This window comes from Allobosea sp. 2RAB26, assembly GCF_052115465.1.
Classification (GTDB): domain Bacteria; phylum Pseudomonadota; class Alphaproteobacteria; order Rhizobiales; family Beijerinckiaceae; genus Allobosea.
The window spans coordinates 620,102-639,960 of sequence record NZ_JBFRGS010000001.1 but is presented as its reverse complement, the minus strand read 5'-3'; the positions used below and the strand labels follow the sequence as shown (position 1 = coordinate 639,960).

General features: G+C 64.4%; 16 protein-coding genes. 10 read left to right on the top strand and 6 right to left on the bottom strand.

The annotated features are described in order from the left end of the window. Positions 1–11: 11 nt before the first annotated feature. The gene (locus AB4118_RS02970; RefSeq protein WP_441488304.1) at positions 12–1,625 is read right to left on the bottom strand and encodes an ABC transporter substrate-binding protein; all 1,614 of its coding nucleotides are present in this window, start codon (positions 1,623–1,625) and stop codon (positions 12–14) included. A 95-nt stretch (positions 1,626–1,720) separates the two neighbouring features. On the opposite strand from AB4118_RS02970, the gene AB4118_RS02965 reads away from it, so the two are divergent. Both AB4118_RS02965 and AB4118_RS02960 read left to right on the top strand, forming a co-directional pair. Further along, positions 1,721–2,593: a MurR/RpiR family transcriptional regulator gene (locus AB4118_RS02965; protein ID WP_441488303.1), complete on the top strand. Its 873-nt coding sequence runs from the start codon at positions 1,721–1,723 to the stop codon at positions 2,591–2,593. Positions 2,594–3,039: 446 nt separating this feature from the next. Beyond that, positions 3,040–4,539 (top strand): sensor histidine kinase, encoded by a 1,500-nt coding sequence (locus AB4118_RS02960; protein WP_441488302.1) that lies wholly within the window; start codon positions 3,040–3,042, stop codon positions 4,537–4,539. A 16-nt stretch (positions 4,540–4,555) separates the two neighbouring features. On the opposite strand, the gene AB4118_RS02955 is transcribed toward AB4118_RS02960, so the two are convergent. After that, positions 4,556–5,230: a response regulator gene (locus AB4118_RS02955; RefSeq protein WP_441488301.1), complete on the bottom strand. Its 675-nt coding sequence runs from the start codon at positions 5,228–5,230 to the stop codon at positions 4,556–4,558. Positions 5,231–5,551: 321 nt separating this feature from the next. Between AB4118_RS02955 and AB4118_RS02950 the strand changes: the two genes are divergently transcribed. Further along, positions 5,552–6,934: an aminotransferase-like domain-containing protein gene (locus tag AB4118_RS02950; protein WP_441488300.1), complete on the top strand. Its 1,383-nt coding sequence runs from the start codon at positions 5,552–5,554 to the stop codon at positions 6,932–6,934. 53 nt (positions 6,935–6,987) lie between these two features. Here the strand turns inward: AB4118_RS02950 and AB4118_RS02945 are convergent, their stop codons facing one another. The 3 genes from AB4118_RS02945 to AB4118_RS02935 form a co-directional block, all read right to left on the bottom strand. Then, entirely contained in the window at positions 6,988–7,386 is a 399-nt protein-coding gene (locus AB4118_RS02945; RefSeq protein ID WP_043238048.1) for a DUF983 domain-containing protein, read from the bottom strand. Positions 7,387–7,703: 317 nt separating this feature from the next. Beyond that, complete coding sequence (locus AB4118_RS02940; RefSeq protein ID WP_441488299.1) at positions 7,704–10,394, bottom strand: bifunctional acetate--CoA ligase family protein/GNAT family N-acetyltransferase; 2,691 nt, start codon at positions 10,392–10,394, stop codon at positions 7,704–7,706. A gap of 89 nt (positions 10,395–10,483) precedes the next feature. Next, positions 10,484–11,326 (bottom strand): universal stress protein, encoded by an 843-nt coding sequence (locus AB4118_RS02935; RefSeq protein WP_441488298.1) that lies wholly within the window; start codon positions 11,324–11,326, stop codon positions 10,484–10,486. A 138-nt stretch (positions 11,327–11,464) separates the two neighbouring features. On the opposite strand from AB4118_RS02935, the gene AB4118_RS02930 reads away from it, so the two are divergent. The 7 genes from AB4118_RS02930 to AB4118_RS02900 all read left to right on the top strand — a co-directional run bounded on the left by AB4118_RS02930 (position 11,465) and on the right by AB4118_RS02900 (position 18,347). After that, entirely contained in the window at positions 11,465–11,866 is a 402-nt protein-coding gene (locus AB4118_RS02930; protein ID WP_441488297.1) for a hypothetical protein, read from the top strand. Positions 11,867–11,990: 124 nt separating this feature from the next. Then, complete coding sequence (locus AB4118_RS02925) at positions 11,991–12,833, top strand: universal stress protein (protein WP_441488296.1); 843 nt, start codon at positions 11,991–11,993, stop codon at positions 12,831–12,833. Between the two features lie 77 nt (positions 12,834–12,910). Continuing rightward, on the top strand, positions 12,911–14,803 hold the full coding sequence (locus AB4118_RS02920) for a heavy metal translocating P-type ATPase (protein WP_441488295.1): 1,893 nt from the start codon (positions 12,911–12,913) through the stop codon (positions 14,801–14,803). Positions 14,804–15,237: 434 nt separating this feature from the next. After that, complete coding sequence (locus tag AB4118_RS02915; RefSeq protein WP_441488294.1) at positions 15,238–15,498, top strand: DUF3302 domain-containing protein; 261 nt, start codon at positions 15,238–15,240, stop codon at positions 15,496–15,498. Next, entirely contained in the window at positions 15,495–16,436 is a 942-nt protein-coding gene (locus tag AB4118_RS02910) for an HlyD family secretion protein (protein WP_441488293.1), read from the top strand. Before AB4118_RS02915 ends, AB4118_RS02910 begins: the two co-directional genes overlap by 4 nt. Before the next feature lie 261 nt (positions 16,437–16,697). Further along, positions 16,698–16,988, top strand: coding sequence for a hypothetical protein (locus tag AB4118_RS02905; RefSeq protein WP_441488292.1), 291 nt, complete (start codon positions 16,698–16,700; stop codon positions 16,986–16,988). A gap of 78 nt (positions 16,989–17,066) precedes the next feature. Next, positions 17,067–18,347, top strand: coding sequence for an alpha/beta hydrolase (locus AB4118_RS02900; RefSeq protein ID WP_441488291.1), 1,281 nt, complete (start codon positions 17,067–17,069; stop codon positions 18,345–18,347). A gap of 92 nt (positions 18,348–18,439) precedes the next feature. On the opposite strand, the gene AB4118_RS02895 is transcribed toward AB4118_RS02900, so the two are convergent. Continuing rightward, positions 18,440–19,858, bottom strand: coding sequence for an ATP-binding protein (locus AB4118_RS02895; RefSeq protein ID WP_441488290.1), 1,419 nt, complete (start codon positions 19,856–19,858; stop codon positions 18,440–18,442). Position 19,859: the final 1 nt, after the last annotated feature.

The window sequence follows — 19,859 nt, the reverse complement described above, 5'->3', positions numbered from 1 at the left end:
GATGACTGGACTTACTTGGCGACCGGCTTCACCGACATCGCCAGCATGAACTGGTCAGCGCGGCCGGTGACGTTCAGGTCGGACTTGAACGCCCAGATGCCGCTTTCGAAGTGCAGCGGGATGAACGCACCGTCTGCGAGCACCAGCTTGCCGGCTTCCTGCAGCAATTCGGCCCGCTTGGCATCGTCGAGCGTCGTCACGGCAGTGCGGATCACCTTGTCGAACGCGTCGTTCTTGTAACCGCCATAGTTCGAGCCGCCGAGGGTCTTCTCGTCGTTCGGGGTCGGCGGCCACTGACGCAGGAAGGACGCAGCCTCACCGGTGCCGGAACCCCAGCCGCCGAGCGCAACGCTGAATTCCTTCTTGGCGCGGCGCGGGAAATAGATCGCGCGCGTCATCGCATCGACCTCGGTCTTGATGCCGATCTGGGTCAGGTACTGCGCGACAGCCTGGGTGATCTGGCTGTCATTGATATAGCGGTCATTGGTCGAGGACAGCGTCAGCTGGAAGCCCTTGGCATAGCCTGCCTCGGCCATCAGCTTCTTGGCGGCAGCCGGGTCATAGGCCAGCTTCGGCGGGTTCGGCAGCGTGCCGAACATACCGGTCGGCAGGAACTGGTAGGCCGGCTCTGCCGCACCGTCCATGATCCGCTTGACGATCGCGTCACGATCGATGGCGAGCGACATCGCCTTCCGGACGCGGGGGTCCTTGAGCGGGTTCTTGCCGTCTTCGGACTTGACGAAGGGGCTCTGGTCGCGGGCCACGTCGAGCTGGAAATACATCACGCGGGTCGAGGGCGTGACGACATGGCCAAAGCGCTTGTCACCCTTGATGCGGCCAAGGTCGCGCGCCGCGGGATTCTCGATGACGTCGTAGTCACCGGCAAGCAGCCCGGCCAGGCGCGGACCGGCATTGGTCACCGGCAGCAGGCGCACGGTCGCCCAAGGCTCGGCCTTGCCCCAGTAGCTCGGGTTGCGCTCGAGCTCGATCGACGAACCGCGAACATAGGACTTCAGCTTGTAGGGGCCCGTGCCGATGGCGAGGCTGCCGTCATTGAAACCGCTCACGGCCGGCCAGGCGCCGGTCACGCCGCAGTTCTTGGGAACGTCATAGCTGATGGGGCCATGCTCGACGATCGAAGCCGAGAGAATGCTGAGGCTCGAAAGCAGGTTCGGCATCAGCGGTTCGGGGTTGATCGTGTTGATGATCAGCGTGTGGGCGTCGGGCGCCTCGACCGAGGCGAAGTTCCCGGTGATATCGGCGAAGGAATCGGAGACCTTGGTCTCGTTCTTCAGCGTGCGGCAGAACGTGAAGACCACGTCTTCCGCAGTGAAGGGCTTGCCGTTCGAGAAGGTGACGCCCTGGCGCAGCTTGAAGGTCCAGCGGTTCTTGCCGTCATTCTCCCAGGAATTGGCGAGGCTGGGATGGAGCTTCTGCTTCTCGTCCTGACGCACGAGCGAGTCGAAGATGTGCTGGGCCAGCGCATTGTTCGGCGTGAGATCATGGTAATGCGGATCGACAGCTGTCGGTTCCGAAGCCAGCGCGATGCGCAGGGTCTGGGCCCAGGCCGGCGCGGCGGCAAGGCAGGTTCCGGCCAAAGCCGCAACCATTAAGGATTTACGCATGGTCATCTCCGCTCCCAATGTGAACCATTTTGACAGCTTCATTTTCGTTGGGTAGCAAACATGAAAATATTCGAACGTCAATCGGGTGGAGACGCATGTCCCAAGGCTTGAAGCCGACGACCGATCTCTCGAACCGGATCGCCCGGGTCTACCCGTCCTTGAGCAACGGGCATCGGCGTGCGGCCGATTTCGTGCTGCAGCACCCACTCGACGTCGCCACCATGACGATCGAAGGACTGGCTGAAGGCAGCGGGACCTCCAACGCCACCGTCACGCGCTTCGTCCGCGCTCTTGGCTATGGAAACTATGCCGAATTCCGTGCAGCCCTCTCCTCGGCCCTGAAATTCGCGCTCGATCCGGTCGACAGTTTTGCAGGCGCACGCTCGGCCGCGGGCTCGACCTTCGCCACCTTCGTTGACGCCCTTTCCGACCAGTCGGCCAATCTGCAGGCCGCGCGGGACGCCCTCGACGAGGCGACCACGACACGGGCGATCGAGGCGCTGCTCAAGGCGCGCCGCGTCTTCATCGCCGCGTCGGGGGCGAGCCATCATGTCGCATCTTTCCTTGAGGACGGGCTCGCGCTCTATCTCGACGCCGACGTGACCTTCGCGTCCTCACGCGCTGGCCCTGAACGAGCCATTCGCCACATGCTCTCGGCCAGGCCGGACGACCTCGTCGTCGCGATCTCGGTGCCGCGCTATTCGCGCACGACGCTCGACCTCGCCTCCTTCGCGAAGAAGCGGGGGTCGACTTTGCTTGCGCTGACGGACGGCCCCACCTCCCCACTCGCCAACATCGCCGACATCACGCTCTTCGCCCCGGCCCGGAATCGGCTTCTGCCGAATTCGCCGACTGCGATCTTCGCGCTGGCGGACGCCCTGATTACGGCGATCGCCCGCGAGCGACCTGACGCAGTCGAAGCACTGAAGGGCTTGAGCGAAAGCCTGCTCTGGACATTTCACCACTGAGGTGAGCTTGCCATGCCCCCCGTCAACAGACGGGGTGTAGCAACAAACCCGTGTACCGGCGCCGATCATGGCGCTTCGCGCTACTGAAGGAGCATCGCAAGACGAATTCAACTGAAGCGAGAGCGATTCAGGCTCTTGCACAGCAGCGCGATGACAGTGCCCCCGCTCTATCGGGTTACGTCACGGCGTATCCGCCGACTTGTCGACAGGTAACCAAGGCAAGTGTCGAACCCGAAGAGGTCGTTCATGGCCCAGGATTTCTGCGCTATTTTGAAAACTATCTGATTCAAAATCTTAAAATTTACGAAGAATTCTCGTCTATCGGCAGAACATTGGCCTTGGCGCAAGAGTGCACAAATTGCTATTCTTCTAATCTGGAATACGCGGAAGACACGGCCTAGCACCGAGACGATCGCGCACTGGATCGATGCCACGATGGATTGTGGATGAACGACCGGGTGAATGACAAGTACGCAGGCGCTTCCCAGGCGCAGGGCGGAGGAACTGACACGACGGTTGGGGACGGAAAGAAGTGGCGCTGGCCCACCGCATTCCGCAACGCAATCCTGCAACGCTGGAACGCCCTGACCCTCGAACGCCAGTTCCTCCTCACCGCCGCCTTGGCCGTCGGCCTGTCCATGGCTGCTCTCGGCTATTGGGTCGAGAGCCGGATTCGCTCCGGCTGGATTCAAGGCATGGCGGAAACGGGAGCGCTCTATCTCGAGGGATTTCTGGCACCCCATGTGCAGGGGCTGGATGCCTCGAACACATTACCGCAGGAAAGCCGTGAGAAGATCGAGGCCCTGCTGGTTAATACCAGCCTCGGCCGCCACGTCGCGATCATCAAGTTATGGGACCTCAACGGGAACCTGATCTTCAGCACGAGCAAGGTCGAGTCTCACGGGAAGCTGCCGGCAGGCGACATCAAGCGGATCATGGCAGGCAACGTCGTCGTCGACACCGATCTCGACGATGACGGCGATGAGCTCAGGGCTCTGAAGTTAAAGCCAAAGCTGATCGAGATCTATGCGCCGATCTACAGGGAGAAGACCAGGGACATCATCGCGATCGGAGAATTCTACGAGTTCAGCCAGTTCATGAACCGAGAGATCTCCAGCGTCCGATACGCGACATGGTTCCTCATCGCGAATGTCGCCATCGTCATCGTCATCCTGCTACATGTCATCGTCAAACGCGCGAGCCGGATCATCAGTAGCCAGCAGGCTCTTCTCGAGCAGAACCTGGCGCGGGCTGAAGCCCTGGCGAAGCGGAACAATGCGCTCAGGCGGGCAGCGGACCGGGCCAGGCTCAACGCCACCGTTCTCAACGAGACCTATCTTGCCAGCATTGGCGCCGACATCCACGACGGGCCCATCCAACTCCTAAGCCTGATGATGCTGAAGCTGCCCTCTGCAGCAGATCGGGCGAGCGGGACCGTGGCGCCCGCAGCCCATGCTCACGGCGAGCTCGAACCCCTGATCCAGCAGGTCCTCTCGGATCTGCGCAACCTGTCGTCAGGGCTGGCACTGCCCGAGGCGGAGAATCTCTCTCTCGCTGAGACCATCCATCTGGCCATTACCCGCCATGAGCAGCAGACAGGCACACATGTGCTTCGCAACATCGCCGAACTGCCCGCGCAGGTTCCCGTCGCCATCCGCTTCTGTTCTTACCGGGTCGTGCAGGAGGCGTTGACCAACGCCTATAAACACGCCGGGGGGCGGGGGCAGAAGGTCGAAGCCCGCATTGGCGACGATAGGCTCGAGATCTGCGTGTCGGACAGTGGCAGCACCTTGCCCGTCCAGCACCGTGACACGACACTCGGTGGTGGCGGCCTCGGGGTGCGGGGCATGGACAGCCGCATCAAGGCATTGCGAGGCCAACTCACAGTGAGTCGGCTGCCTACCGGTGGAACCGAAGTGCGCGCCACGCTGCCCATGCGATCCTGACGGCGCGATCCCGCCCCTATCGAGGCCTCGCCGGATCACGCGTATCAGATGCCGGAGGAACGAGCCTTTGCGCCGCGATCACAACCTCGAGACGATTCCTGGCATTCAGCTTGTGCATGAGATTGGTCATATAGCCCTTGATCGTCTTCTCGCTCAGCGAGAGGGCCCGGGCGATCTCTCGATTCTGCTTCCCGCACAGGAGAAGCCTCACGATCTGGTCCTCCCGCACACTCAGCCTGGTGCTTTGCGCCGCCCTCTTCTCCAGCGCCTTGCTTTGCAGCGCACCGATCACCTTGGTGGCGAAAGCAGGCGTGATATAGATCTCGCCTCGCCGCGCCGCCTCAATCGCGTCGAAAAGATCATCGGCGGGACTGCCCTTGAGGACGTACCCGCTGGCGCCGGCGTCGAGCGCCTGAATGGCATGGTCGGTACTGGTCGATGCGGTGAACACCACCATTTTCATGTGAGGCGCAGCCTTGGATGCGTCCGAAATCGCCTGGAAGGCATCGCCCGCCATGTTCAGATCGACAATCATCGCGTCAGGCTGGTGAGTTTCCGTGATCGTGGTGATGTGATCAGCAGCGGAACCGGTCGCAACGAGCGAGAATCCACCTTTGCGTTGCAGCAGTGCAACGATCCCTTCGGTCAGAAGCGGGTGGTCGTCTACAACCGCAATCGATATGCCATCCATCGCTGACCTCCCCCAATTCTATGCCGCGACGCTGAGAGCATGCTGGCTCATTTACAGCCTCGTGTAAATGACTTGGTGAACGAAGGGTTAACTTATGTTGTCTTCGCGCCAAACGCTCGCCCAGGAACCGCCGTATGGCTAGATCTTGCACGAATACCTGGTGATTAATGTGACATAGGTCACAGATCGCACCGGGATTGCGTTGATCGTTCAGTCAAATGGATCAACCCCGCGCCTCGGCATTCCCATTGGCTTGCCGAGATCGTCTCGTGTATCGTATGCAGACATTATCATACAATGCATGGAATCCGGAGAGCCGGCATGGCGCGGAGCGACGAGACAATGCAGTGGATCCGCCAGCTCGATCCATCTGCAGGCCCGCGTTACCTCCAGATCGTCGAACTGATTGCCGAGGCCGTCGCGAACGGCACCCTGCGACCTGGCGACAGACTCCCACCTCAGCGGCAACTCGCCAAACTTGTTGACGTCGATCTGACGACGGTTACTCGCGCTTATGCAGAGGCAAGACATCGCAATCTGCTCGATGCGGTAACCGGGCGCGGCTCCTTCATCTCGACGCGGAAGGAACAATCGGGTCCGCTCATCGACCTTAGCATGAACATTCCCCCGCCCCCGAAAGGCATACGCCTTGCTGAATTGATGCAGCGCGGTCTCACAGAGGTCCTGTCGCGATCCAGTGCCGATTTGCTGATGACCTATCATGTCGGAGCGGGTTCGCTGGCGGACCGGGCGGCCGGCTGTGCCTGGCTTGAGCCCGTTCTCGGACGGATCGAACCCGCCAGATTGCTCGTCGCCCCCGGCGCGCAGCCGGCGCTCGTGGCACTGGCCAGCCTGCTCGCAAAACCGGGCGAGGCCATCCTGGTCGAGGCCCTCGCCTATCCCGGCCTGCTTGCAGCGGTGAGGCTGGCGGGGCTACGGCCTGTCCCCGTCGCGACGGACGAAGAGGGTCTTCTGCCGGGCGCCCTGGAGCGGGCCATTGATGAATCCGGCGCAAAACTGCTCTGCGTGACGCCGACGATCCAGAATCCGACCACGGCGACGATGCAGCCTGCACGACGCGATGAGATCGTGCGGATCGCGCAGGCAAAACACCTGAGGATCATCGAAGACGACCCTTACAGCCTGCTCGCCGGCGATGCTCCGCCACCGCTGGTCGCCCTCGCTCCGGAGCGGACCTATCATGTCGCGACCCTGTCGAAGGTCCTGACCCCGGGGCTGCGTACCGCCTTCGTCGTCCTGCCACCGGACGAGAACCGTGACGCGCTCGTCGCGATCCTGCGAAGCATTGCACTCATGCCGCCCCCGCTGATGACGGCTCTTGCAACCCATTGGATCCGGATCGGCGCCGCTGGCGACCTGCTCGACGGGGTGCGCCGCGAGGCTGCGGCCCGCCAGGAGCTGGCCCGCTCCATCCTGCCGGCTTCGGCCCGGCATCATCCGAACGGCCTGCATATCTGGCAGCCGCTGCCAGCGCATTGGGATCGTTACCGCCTGGTCGAGGCAGTCCGTCAGGAAGGCCTCGGGGTCACGCCATCGGATGCATTCAGCGTCGAAGGCGAGGCCCCGGACGCGGTCAGGATTTCTCTGGGCGGCGTGCCGGAACGCGGCCGCCTCGCCCATGCCCTGAAGGCGCTGGCCGCAATCATGGGCAATGAGCGCTCGCAGCATCAGGGGATCGTCTGACGAGACCAGGAGCGCTCAGGCACAGCCTCCTCAACGCGCTCCGTTCCTCCGGGTCAGGCCGGCGTCTTCTCACCCTTGGGGCGAGCCAGCCGACCTTCCTCAGCCTTGTGGAAGAACTGTGCTGCGACGAGCCAGCCCTTCAACGGCTGCAGCGGCGGGATGCAGGTTAGCAGGATCAACGGCAAGGTGGTGACGAGATGAACCCAGGCCGGCGGCTCATAGGCCATTTCGAGCCAGAGCGGGAACACCACGGCCGGAATGCAGACAAACATCATTACGAAGAAGGCCGGCCCGTCGGCAGGGTCAGCAAAGGAATAGTCGAGACCGCAGACCTCGCATTTCGGCCGCAGCTTCAGAAAGCCCTCGAACAGGTGCCCCTGTCCGCAACGCGGACACCGTCCGCGCAGGCCGGTCTGGGCAGGCGAGAGGGGTGGCCATTCTTGGTCGGACACGGGAACAACTCCTTGAAGCCAGCTCTGAGCGGCCAACGTCGCCCACTAAATGGCAACAGAGACGTACAATGTCAAGATTGTACGCATACACAGATGGAAAGCGACGGGCCAATCCTCGCGACAGACACATCGCGCCGCCAACAGGCTTCTGCCGCGCGATGGAGCAAGTCTAGAGGCGTTGAAGTCGCGGGTACGGCGCGAGATCGGGACTGACACTACAGCGTGCCTGGGCGGCGAGACGGGTGAGAAGCGAGCGCCGAACGGTTAGCCGCGCCGCGATGCCCCAGCCGGCTTGGCGATCGAAGCAAAATGCAGGTTCACGATTTCGGCTCCGGCACATCGAGCTTCAGCTCGACATGAACCGTATCGCCATCGGCATGCGTGACGCGGAAGCCCAGATCGCTCGCCATCTGTAGCATCGGAACATTATGCGCCAGCACTTCGCCGAAGAGCCGCTGGTAGCCCTGCTCCCGCGCATGCGTGATGATTTCGGTCATGAGGCGATAGCCGAGGCCCCGCCCCTTCATGTCGGAGCGGACGAGGATCGCATATTCCGCCGTCTTGCGCTCCGGGTCGCCCGAGATCCTGACGACGCCGAAGATCGGCCCCACCCCATAGGGCGCACCGGGCTCCCCAGCGACCAGGGCCATTTCCCTGTCATAGTCGATCTGTGACAGCCGGGCCGCCGTTGCATGCGGAAAGATCTTCACCGGTCCCAGGAAGCGCATCCGCAGATCGTCCGGCGTACACAACGCGACCATCTCGGCGAGAGCGCTCTCGTCCTCGGGCCGGATCGGGCGCAGATGGAGCTGCGTGCCGTCGCCGAGTGCGATCTCGCGCTCGAGCTGGTGCGGATAGGCGCTGACCGCCAGTCCAAGACGGCGCCCTTTCTTGCCGGCGATGACGATCCGGGCATCGAGCGCAATGCAGCCTTCGTAGTTGGCGAGAAGCGGGTTGATGTCGAGCTCGATGATCTCGGGCAGCTGCACGACCAGCTCCGACAGGCGAACGAGAATATCGACGACCGGTTCGAGCGGCACGGCGGGAACGTCGCGAAACCCCGCCAGTAACCGCGCAACCCGCGTGCGCGAGATCATGTCGCGCGCCAGGACCGAATTCAGCGGCGGCAACCCGATGGCGCGGTCCCCGATCACCTCCGTCGCGGTGCCGCCGCGTCCGAACAGGATCACGGGACCGAAGGTTTCATCCTGAGCAATGCCGAGGATCAGTTCGTGGGCCTTCGGTCGGGAGATCATGGGCTGGATCGCAAAGCCATCGATCCGCGCCGTGGGTCGAATCCGGCCCACGCGCTCCAGCATCTCGCGCGCCGCAGCCTCGACCTCCACCCTGCTCTTCAGGCCCAGGACGACGCCGCCGACATCGGATTTGTGGATGATGTCATGCGAGAGAATCTTCAGCGCCACCGGAACCGCGATCCCCTCGAAACATGCTCCGGCCTCCTCCGGGGTCGCCGCCAGTTTCGTCTCGACGGTGGGTATCCCGAACAGCTCAAGCAGTTGCTTCGATTCCGGTTCCGTCAGCGACGTGCGTTTCTCGCGCAGGGCTGCCCGGATGAGTTTGCGCGCCGCCTCGACCTGCCTGGGCGCAATCGCAACGCCAGCTGTCGGGGTTTCCAGCAGAAGCTCCTGGTTTCGCCGGAAGGCGGCGAGATGACTGAAGGCCCGGACCGCCTCTTCCGGTGTCGCAAAATTCGGAAGTCCGCCGTCACGCAGATGCGCCCTGGCGGCCTGCGCGAGCGTGCCGCCGAGCCAGCTCGTCATGACGGGAACATGCTTCTGCCGTGCGACAACCCGGGACACGGCACGTGCCGTCTCCGCGCCGTCGGCGACCGCGGACGGACAGTTGATGACCAGGACGGCATCGCTCTCGCGCTCTTCCAGCAGCGCTTCCAGCGCAGCCGCGTAACGATCTCCCGTTGCGTCACCCAGGACATCGACCGGGTTACCGCGCGACCAGCCTTCAGGCAGCACGCTTTCTAGCTTGGCGATCACCGCCGGGCTGAGGGTCGCGACGCGGTTTCCCCGCTCTCCTACGGCATCGACGGCGAGGATGCCGGCGCCGCCGCCATTGGTCAGAATGGTCAGCCGGTCGCCAGTGACGCGGACACCTTTTGCCAGGATCTCGGCCGCGGCGAAGAGCTCATCGAGTTCGGCCACCCGCAACAGGCCGGCGCGCCGAAAGGCAGCGTCATAGACTGCGTCCGCGCCCGCAAGTGCGCCGGTATGCGACAGCGCCGCCCGCGCTCCGGCGGCACTGCGCCCGGCCTTCACCACGATGACAGGCTTCATGCGCGCCAGCGCCCGGGCTGCCGACATGAACTTGCGGGCATGGGAGATGTTCTCGACATAGAGCAGCACTGAGCGCGCCGTCGGATCCGTGCCGAGGTAATCGAGCATGTCGCCCGCGTCGACATCGCTGGTGTCGCCGAGCGCAATCGCGTGCGAAAGGCCGATACTGCGCCGGTCAGCCCAGTCGAGCAGCGCAGACATGATGCCGCCGGACTGGCTGACGATGGCGATATGGCCTGGCCGCGGCGTCAGATGCGCAAAGCTCGCATTGATCGCGCGGGCGGAGGAAATCAGGCCGAGGCAGTTCGGCCCGACGATGCGCATCAGATGCGTCTTGGCCGCATCGAGCATCCGTTGCCGCAGCCCATCCGTGGCCGCACTGTCGCCAAAGCCGTTGCTGATCACGATTGCGGCGCGGCAACCACGTTGTCCGAGCTCCGATATCAGCTCGGGAACCGCCGCTGCCGGCGTCGCCAGGACGGCAAGGTCGGGCGTGACAGGGAGTTCTGTGACGGAGCGATAGCTCAACGCCGCGCGGATCGCCGTTTCATGCGGGTTGACCGCCATGATCGGCCCCTTGAACCCCGCGCCATAGAGATTGGCGGCAAGCGTCGCCCCGACCGAACCGGGCTGATTGCTGGCCCCGATCAGGGCGATCGCGCGAGGATTGAAGAGCGCGTCGAAATTCCGAATGCTCATGAGCGGAAACCGGGCTGAACGCGCCCGGTCTCAAGCCGGGAGTGGCTCAACCGCGCGTTTGCAGAGTTGAGCCATTTTCCCCGCAACGATCAATGGCACATGAAGAGCGGCACCTTGCTGTTCTTGAGCAGGGATTGCGTCACCCCGCCGAGCAGCCATTCGCGCAGGCGGGAATGGCGATAGCCACCCAACACGATGAAGCCGGCACCGAACTCGGCCGCCTCGTCCTGGAGTGCGGTCGCGACGTCGCGCCCCTTGCCGAGCGCCACCGTCTTGACCGTGACATCGACGCCATGACGCGCGAGATGAGGTGCCAGCTCGACGCCGGGCACCGCGTTGGACAGGTCCTTCTCGCCGGTGACCGAGACGATCTCGACAGCCTTGGCGGCTCGCAGAAACGGCAAGGCATCGGCAACCGCACGCGCCGCGCTCGCCCCGCCGTCCCAGGCGATGACGATGGTCTCTCCGGAGAAGCCGGGATGGCCGGGCGGAACCACCAGGACCGGCCGGCCGCTCTCGAACAGCGCCGTCTCGATCAGGCCGCGGTCGATGGCGAGCGTCGTCGGCTCCGCATCCAGGATTGAGAGGTCGTTGACGGGGGCATGGTCGAGAAAGCGCTGCAGCAGGCTGCTGTAGATCAGTTGAGGGCTCTCCACCGTGCTGACCACGCCGGCAAGATTGGCCGCGAACCGGGCGTCGGAGGCAAGCTTCTGCGCGAGACCGGCGATGCGCCGATTCTCCGACGCAACGATCGCACCGCTGAAATCATCGATCATCGAATAGGGCACGGAAAACCGGCTTGCCGCCGCCTGAACCGTAAGATGCGCATTCGTCTGCCGCGCCAACGAAAGCCCGTAGCCGACAGCAAGGTTCTCCTCGGTCTGCCCCTCCTCCGTCACCGCCACCAATATGCTCTTGATGCCTTCGATCATGTCATCCTCCAGTACGCGAAAGAACCTCCGCCAGTCCGGCCAAAACGTCCTTGCGCCAGATCAAACCGGACGCGCCCGAAATATGCGCGATTGATCGTGGCATGCATATCCAAGCGGCAGAAAGGACGGACGACCATCATGCTTTATGTCATCACCCTTCATCTCGCCCGGACGAGCGGCTATCCCGAGGGAAGCCCACGACATGGCTACGAGATCACCGCGCCGCTCGACCCTGACGGACATATCGATGCGGCCGCCTGGCAGGACCAGCGCGATCTCTGCCGCGTCAGGCGCTTCTCGGTGGGGGAGCCGGATCGTCACGGCTGGCTCCTGCGCCGGGCCGGAGGCGCCGGCGGCGCGACCTGGTTCATCGACTATGACGATTCCGGCAGCGATGACGACGAGGCCGGCTACCGGCTCGACCGGCACCGCTTCGTCGTCGGCGACTATGTCTCTATCCGCGACGGTGACGGCCACCTGCAGCCCTTCCAGATCATTGCCGTGAAACCGAGGGCCCCGGTCAAACCAGTCATCGCCTGAAGGCATCTACGGCATCTGCGCGGTGCCGGTGTGCAGGGGGGCGCCTTGCTCCATATCAATGCGTCCCTGCACACTGGGCTCGATCATAGATGCCACGGATGCGTCGAGATTTGGGGGACATGCAATGACAGCAACGGTGAAAGCGCAGGCGGGTTACGCCAGCATCATGGTGCCGCTGAACCTCGGCAGCGGGGCCGCCGATCGGGTCAAGCTGGCCGCGTCCCTGGCGGATCGTTTCGGCAGCCGGCTGATCGGCATCGCCGCAGAGGACTTCGTTCTCCCCTATGTCGGCGACGGCCTGGCGAGCGTCGACGCGCTCCTGATTGAGGAGAGCAAGCGCGCAGTCTCAGCAGAGCTTGCCCGCGCCGAAGCGATATTCCGCAAGGCCGCCGGCGACATGAAGCACCTCGTCTGGCGCAGCGCCATCGAGACACCGCGAAACTTCGTTCTCGACCAGGCCCGCGCAGCAGATCTCGTGGTGCTGGCGCGCCAAGCCCATCACGATCCCGTCCAGGGAGGGATGAGCCTCTCTCCGGGCGATCTGGTCATGTCGCTTGGCCGGCCGCTCCTCGTCGTACCGCCCGACGTCAGCTATCTCTCCGGCAAGCATATCCTGGTCGCCTGGAAGGATACGCGGGAAGCGCGGCGTGCCGTGCGGGATGCCCTGCCGCTTCTGATGCAGGCGGAATCCGTGACTGTCCTGTCGATCGGCCCGGATGCCGAAGATCAGGGCGCCGAAGACGTGCGCGACTATCTCACCTTGCACGGTGTGGCGGCAAAGGCAGTCCTGCAGACCGACAGTGCCAAGCATGCAGTCAACGAGTTGATCGACTTTGCGACCGAGCACGGCGCCGATCTCATCGTTTCCGGCGCCTATGGCCACAACCGCATGCGGGAATGGATGTTTGGCGGCATGACGCGCGATCTGCTGCAAGCTTCACCGGTCTGCTGCTTGATGTCACATTGAGGCTTTGCCGGCTTCGCAGGCGTCCACCGTCCGCATGACATCCCTGCTCCCATCCGGCTCGCATAGGAGGTTTCGGGGTGCCCCAGTCTCAGGCGGAGGCCCTGACACAGCCCGACAGTGAAAGCTGGGCGGCGCGGACCTCCCGGCTCTATCGCCAGCATCTTGACCTGATTCTGGTCGGCATTGCTTTGGCCGGGCTCATTGCCGGCGGCTGGTTCTGGTGGAGCGGCATGGCGAACTCAGCCAGTCGCGCCTGGACTGTTGCGACCATCCCGGTGCTGCTGGCGCTCATCATACAGATCGTCAGGTCGCTGCGGCGCGGCGATGTCGGTCTCGATATCGTCGCTGCCCTGTCGATGTCGGCGGCGCTGGCCTTCGGCGAAAGCCTGGCCGGCAATGTCGTCGCGCTGATGTATGCCGGCGGCCAGTTGCTCGAGAATTTTGCCCAGGGGCGTGCGCGCCGGGAGATGTCGGCCCTCCTCGGCCGGGTCGCCTTCAATGCCATGCGTTATCGCAGCGAGACACTCGAGGAAGTGCCGATTGCCGCGATCCGCCAGGGCGACCGCCTGCTGATGCGCACCGGGGAGGTGCTGCCGGTCGACGGCCATGTCGCAAGCGGCACCGCCGTGCTCGACCTTTCGGCTTTGACCGGAGAATCCGTGCCGAAGAGCCTGAGCCGCGGCGCCGAGGTGCTCAGCGGAGCAACGCTGCTCGGAGCCCCGTTCGATCTGATCGCGAGCCGGCCGGCGTCCGAGAGCACCTATGCCGGGATCGTCAAGCTGGTGGAACAGGCGCAGGCGAGCAAGGCGCCGATGGCTCGCCTGGCGGACCGTTACGCCATCGGTTTTCTCGTGCTGACCCTCGCGATCGCGGGGGCCGCCTGGCTGCTGAGCAGCGACCCGATCCGCGCCCTGGCAGTCCTCGTCGTGGCGACGCCCTGTCCCTTGATCCTCGCCGTGCCGGTCGCGATCATTTCAGGCATCTCGAAGACCGCGCGGGGCGGCGCACTGGTCAAGGATGGCAGCGTGCTCGAAGCCCTGGCGCGAGTGCGAACAGCCATTCTCGACAAAACCGGTACGCTCACCCAGGGGCGCCCGACGATTACCGAGATCCGCACCTGCAACGGCTTTGCCGCGACGGAGGTACTAACCCTCGCCGCGAGCCTCGATCAGGCCTCCGCCCATGTCGTGGCCATTTCACTGATTCGGGCCGCGTCCGATGCCGGACTGCCCCTTCTGCCCCCCTCGGATATCTCCGAAACGCCGGGAAAGGGCATCGAGGGACAGGTCGGCACCAGGCGCATCGCACTGGGCGGCGGTTCCTATGTGCGCAGCCGCAGCCGCGGCGGTGATCCGGACGCGCTGGTTGCGGACGCCCCCCCGGACGCTCTGACCGTGGCGGTGGCCGCGGACGGGCTGCTCGCCGGCGTCATTCTGCTTCGCGATCAACTGCGCGACGATGCGCGTTCGACGCTTCAATCGCTCCGCACCGCCGGAATCGAGCGGATCGTGCTGGCTTCCGGAGATCTTGACCAGATTGCCCGGACAGTGGGCGAGGATCTCGGCGTCGATCAGGTTTTGGGAGACCTGACGCCGGAGGGCAAGGTCGCCGTCGTGCGCCGCGAAGCCGAGAGCCGGGCGGTGATGATGGTGGGGGACGGCGTCAACGACGCGCCCGCACTTGCCGCCGCGGATGTTGGGGTCGCGATGGGCGCGCGCGGCGCCGCCGCGTCGTCGCAAGCAGCGGGCGTCGTCTTGCTGGTCGACGAACTGCAACCGCTGGCGAAGGCACTCGTGGTCGCCCGGCGCACGCGCGGCATCGCTCTGCAGAGCGTCTTCGTCGGCCTCGGGCTGTCCCTCGTCGGAATGCTTGTCGCTGCCCTCGGCTATCTTCCCCCGGTGCAGGGAGCCCTGTTCCAGGAAGCGATCGACATCGTGGTCATCCTGAACGCGCTCCGGGCCCTGCGCTGACGCGAAATGCACATCCGTTGAGCGGTTTCCTGGCCGGTGAGGTATTTGCGCGCGCCTCCGCTCCAGCTTCCACGCTGGCCGTCGCGCTCCCGCGCCAGCTGCCATCTGGTCATGAATGCCAGGTCTTCTGACGCTGCCCCTCGGAATTCAAAACCCAATCCGCCCCCCGCAGCCCCCTTCGTCCAAGACGTGACAGCAATGCTACCCTGGTGCGCTACGCAATCCGCGACTGGCTGCCGTGCTCTAGTCTGGTCCCTCGTAACGGCCGCCCGCCCCCGCCCCGAACTCACCCGGCAGGCAAACTTTTAGCCGGCTCTGCTCCAGGACCGGCAAACCAACATTCGAGCGCGACTTTCCGCGGGTTGTCAGTATCCTGCACGTTCGGTGTCATGGCCTACCGGCCGCCGGTGCAGGTCGAGAGAAGACGGAGGCCCATGAGCCCGCTTGATATATTCGCCTGGATTGTCCTCGTTGTGCTCGTGTGCAGCACGGTTTTCGTCATCGTCTTCATGGCCATGCTTCCGGGCATGATCGCCAAGCGACGCAATCATCCCTGGGCCCAGGCGGTGGCCGTCGGCGGCTGGGTGACGCTGTTCCTGGGATTCGTGCTGTGGCCTGCCGTCCTGATCTGGGCCTATGTCGACGTGCCCGCGCGTGTTGACGCGCCCGCGCGCCCGCAGGAGCTCGCCCGATGATCGTCGTCCTGCTCAATGTCTATCTCGCCCTGCTGTTCGTGCTGGTAAAACTCCGGATCGTGCCGTTCAACCTGTTCTGGAAGGTCTCGCCGGTCCTTGTCCTGCTCCTCTTGCTGATCGGCCTGTTCATCCCGATGAACTGGGGCGCGCCGCAAGGCGCGGCGCTGGCCATCCGGCAATCCGTCGCCATCGTCCCTGATGTCGCCGGCGAGGTGATCGACGTCCCTGTCGAGCCGAACACGCCGTTGAAGGCGGGCGCTGTGCTGTTCAAGATCGACCCCGTGCCCTACGAGGCCCAGGTCAAGGCGCTTGAAGCGCAGTTCCAATTGCAGCAGCAGCGCCTGGCTCAGATGACCCAGCTGCAGAGCACGGGGTCCGGCCGCAGCTTCGATGTCGAGCAACGCCAGGCCGAGGTCGACCAGCTCAAGGCGCAACTCGAGGGCGCCAGGTGGAACCTCGAGAAGACGGTGGTTCGAGCTCCGGCCGCCGGTTACGTCACCAATGTCGCGCTGCGGAAGGGCGCACGCGTCGCCAACCTGCCGCTTGCGCCGGTCATGGCCTTCGTCGACACCGCGGAGACGGTCATCGGCGTCGAGATCCAGCAGATCGATGCCCGCTACATTGCGGCCGGCCAGCCGGTCGAACTGACGTTCAAGTTCGCCCCGGGGCAGGTCTTTACCGGCAAGGTCGAGAGCGTGCTGCAGGCGATCTCGACCGGTCAGGTGCAGACATCCGGGGCGGCGGTGACGCCGAAATCCATCCAGGCAGCCCCCTTTGCCGTGCGCGTGAAACTCGACGACCAGGCCTTTGCCGACAAGCTCCCGGCGGGTGCTGCCGGCGATGCCGCCATCTTCACCGATCGCGTCACGGCCGCACATGTCATTCGCAAGGTGCTGCTGCGGCAGATCGCGATCACCAACTACATCAACCCCTTCTGATGCGAACGATCCGGCCCGCGGAGCTCGGCGCGCAACGGCCGCCAGCTCCCCGAGCCGGAGCGTCTCGGGATCACGAGCAACGAGTTGGCCCGATCGGATCGCCCGGCTCGGCTGATCGGTCGGGCGTTCGCCGTCCACATGATCTCGCGGCGGCGCGTTGACGCCGGCTGCTGCCGCCGGCTTTGATGCAGCGACACTATACGACCGGCATCGCCCGCTCACGCGGCGGCGGGTTGTTCATCCACACGAAGGGTTATCCAGATGCCTAGCGGCGGCTCCATCATCACAATCAGCGCCGCGAGGCCCCCCCTTCTCCGGGCCTCCGCGGCCCTCATCCTGCTCGCCGCTCTCGCCGGCTGTACGCAACGCGAGCCCATCGCGGCGAACGAGGGGCCAGGAATCCCGATCCGTACGCCGCAGGAGCGCAGCTATCTCGATCCCGGCCCTGCACCGAGCGAAGGCAGCGGGCCGGCTTATGTGCGCGAGAACCGCCGCTCGCCCAATTTCGGCGATCGTTTCGGGGGCGATGTCCTGTCCCGCGCGCCGTACTGACCCCAGCCATTGCTGAATGATGCGCAGAGCGGCCATAACCGCTCTGCTGCCTTGCCCTGCGACCTGGATGGCTTCTGCATGAGACGGCATGGGATGAGGATCGCTGCTGGGGCACTGGCGTTGTTGCTCGCCGGCTGCGCCGGCGACGTGCAGGGCGTGCTGGCGCCGGTTGCGCATGGCGCACCCGACGCCAGCAAAGTCACCATGCTCGTGGCAACGACGCGCTCGCCCGATCCGGATAACGGCATCCTGTTTTCCGGCGAGCGCGGCGCGAAATCGTCCTTCGCCGAGATCACCGTCTCGATCCCGCCCGCGCGCGCGCGGAAGGTTGGCGAGGTCCAATGGCCAAGCCGCCTTCCCGGCGACCCGGAACGCGAATTCGTGACACTGAAGGTCGACCGTCTCGACCAGCAGGCCGCCTTCGCCCGCTTGCACTCAGCAGCGTTGAAAGCCCCGAAGCGGCGCGTTCTCCTCTTCGTCCATGGCTTCAACAACCGGTTTGAGGATGCGGTCTATCGCTTCGCTCAGATCGTCCACGATTCCGATGCCAATGTCGTGCCGCTGCTCTTCACCTGGCCCTCGCGCGGTTCGCTCTTCGCCTATGGCTACGACCGCGAGAGCACGAATTATTCCCGCCATGCGCTCGAGGCCACGCTGCAGGCGCTGGCGCGGGATCCGGCCGTCGGCGAGGTCTCGATCCTGGCCCATTCCATGGGCAACTGGCTCACGCTCGAATCGCTGCGCCAGATGGCGATCCGCAACGGCCAGATCGCACCGAAGATCGCCAATATCATGCTCGCCTCGCCTGATGTCGATGTCGATGTCGATGTCTTCCGGACCCAGATCGCCGAGATCGGCAAGAGCCGCGCGAAATTCACCCTCTTCGTCTCGCAAGACGACCGGGCACTGGCGGTTTCCCGCCGAGTCTGGGGCAGCACGGCACGGCTGGGCGCGATCAACCCGGAAGCCGAGCCCTATCGCGACGAGCTGGCTGCCGAAGGCATCACCGTACTCGACCTGACGAAACTCAGATCGGACGACCGGCTCAACCATGGCAAATTCGCGGAGAGCCCCGAGGTCGTGCGGCTGATCGGGACCCGCCTCGTCGCGGGCCAGTCCATCACCGATTCACGCGTCGGCCTCGGCGACCGCCTGATGGCTGTCACCGCCGGTGCCGCGGCAACGGTTGGAACTGCGGCCGGTCTTGCGATTGCAGCACCGATCGCCATTGTCGACCCCCATACTCGCCGCAATTTCAATGGCCGCATCGAGCAACTCGGAGACTCGATCAGCGACGCGGCGAGCACGACCGGCGAAGTACTAACCACGCCGCTGGTGAACACGGGCCAGAAACAATAGCCGGATCGCGTGCACCAATCTCCAAGCCGCCGAACGCCAATTTCATGCGGTCGCCCGGGCAAGCTGCGACGGCAAGTGCCGCGGAGCACCTGTCAGATCACAGACGGCAACATCGTCGGTTTTGGCAAGTTCACGGTCACCCGCAGACCCGCCGGCTGGGCCGAAGCGAGGGTGACGTCCCCGCCATGCGCCCGGATGACGTCCCGGGCAATCGTGAGCCCGAGGCCGGTGCCACCGGTCGCACGGCTGCGCGATCCATCGAGGCGTTGAAACGGAGCGAAGGCACGCTCGATCTGGTCCGGCGCAATCCCTGGCCCGCCATCCCTGAGAACAATGACAAGCGCCTGAGCTTCGTCGCGCAGTTTAACGCTGACCCGCTCTCCATAGCGCAGGCCATTGTCGATGAGGTTTGACAGAGCACGGCGCATCGCCACGGGCTGACATGACAGCTGCGCATGATCGGGGCCGATATAGGTGACATGCCCCCCCATATCCGTGAAATTGTCGCAAAGGCTGATCAGCAGCGAGGCAATATCGACCACGCTGTGCGGCTCGCGCCGGGCATCGTCGCTCCCGAACGCGAGAGACGACTGGATCATGGTTTCCATCTCGGAAATATTGGACAGGACCTCCTGCCGCTGATCCTTGTCGCGCACATACTCCGCCATGAGCCGCAGCCGCGTGAGCGGCGTGCGCAGGTCATGCGATATGGCCGCGAGCATAGTGGTTCTCTCATCCACGAAATGCGTGAGGCGCGCCTGCATGTCGTTGAAGGCGTGGGCGATCGCGGCATATTCCGGCAGGTCCATGTCACCGATCGGAGTCAGCGCCCGCTCTCGGCCGAGCCGTTCGGCCGCTCCGGCAAGCTGCGTCAGCGGCTTGACCAGGCTGCGCGCCATCCAGATGGATAGCATGCCGACAAACAGCGCCCCGCCGATCAGGTCCGCCGCGTTCCGCACGTAGCGCGCGCTCGCCAAATCGCCGGCGCGCTGTCTCACGATCAGCCAGGACCGATCCGAGAGACGGACGCCGATCTCGATTTCCGATGCCACGAGCGGGTAGTGCTCGACAGAATCCGCGGCGACATTGGTCATGAGCGCCGGCAGGCCGGACAAGAGAACGACACCGGTCCTGACCTGACTGAGCAGGTTGCCGTAGGGCGTGATGTTGACAACGACAGCATCCGCGTCGACGCCCAGTTTCTTGCTGATCTGGGCCTGGAGCGTCGCGCTCGATGCAGGCGAAGGACCGCCCGGCGCTGCGGGTTGACCTTCACGGATGACGAAATCGAGCCACTCCTTCGATTTCAGCGAAGACAGCGCCAAATCACGCTGGCTGGCATCGGCCGCCGTCACGGTCCGTTGAGCATCGACTGTCGTATCGACAAGCCACTGCGTGTCGAACAACGCGAAATCCGAGGGTGGCACCAGCGCGCGAAGCGCTTCGCCGAGCAGTTGAGTCCCGATGAAGGTGAGGACCACAACAATGGCGATGCGGGGGGCAAAACCCACC

Coding starts and splice junctions, on each gene's coding strand:
- AB4118_RS02970 (WP_441488304.1), bottom strand. CDS start 1,625: ATGCGTAAATCCTTAATGGTTGCGGCTTTGGCCGGAACCTGCCTTGCC.
- AB4118_RS02965 (WP_441488303.1), top strand. CDS start 1,721: ATGTCCCAAGGCTTGAAGCCGACGACCGATCTCTCGAACCGGATCGCC.
- AB4118_RS02960 (WP_441488302.1), top strand. CDS start 3,040: ATGAACGACCGGGTGAATGACAAGTACGCAGGCGCTTCCCAGGCGCAG.
- AB4118_RS02955 (WP_441488301.1), bottom strand. CDS start 5,230: ATGGATGGCATATCGATTGCGGTTGTAGACGACCACCCGCTTCTGACC.
- AB4118_RS02950 (WP_441488300.1), top strand. CDS start 5,552: ATGGCGCGGAGCGACGAGACAATGCAGTGGATCCGCCAGCTCGATCCA.
- AB4118_RS02940 (WP_441488299.1), bottom strand. CDS start 10,394: ATGAGCATTCGGAATTTCGACGCGCTCTTCAATCCTCGCGCGATCGCC.
- AB4118_RS02935 (WP_441488298.1), bottom strand. CDS start 11,326: ATGATCGAAGGCATCAAGAGCATATTGGTGGCGGTGACGGAGGAGGGG.
- AB4118_RS02930 (WP_441488297.1), top strand. CDS start 11,465: ATGCTTTATGTCATCACCCTTCATCTCGCCCGGACGAGCGGCTATCCC.
- AB4118_RS02925 (WP_441488296.1), top strand. CDS start 11,991: ATGACAGCAACGGTGAAAGCGCAGGCGGGTTACGCCAGCATCATGGTG.
- AB4118_RS02915 (WP_441488294.1), top strand. CDS start 15,238: ATGAGCCCGCTTGATATATTCGCCTGGATTGTCCTCGTTGTGCTCGTG.
- AB4118_RS02910 (WP_441488293.1), top strand. CDS start 15,495: ATGATCGTCGTCCTGCTCAATGTCTATCTCGCCCTGCTGTTCGTGCTG.
- AB4118_RS02905 (WP_441488292.1), top strand. CDS start 16,698: ATGCCTAGCGGCGGCTCCATCATCACAATCAGCGCCGCGAGGCCCCCC.
- AB4118_RS02900 (WP_441488291.1), top strand. CDS start 17,067: ATGAGACGGCATGGGATGAGGATCGCTGCTGGGGCACTGGCGTTGTTG.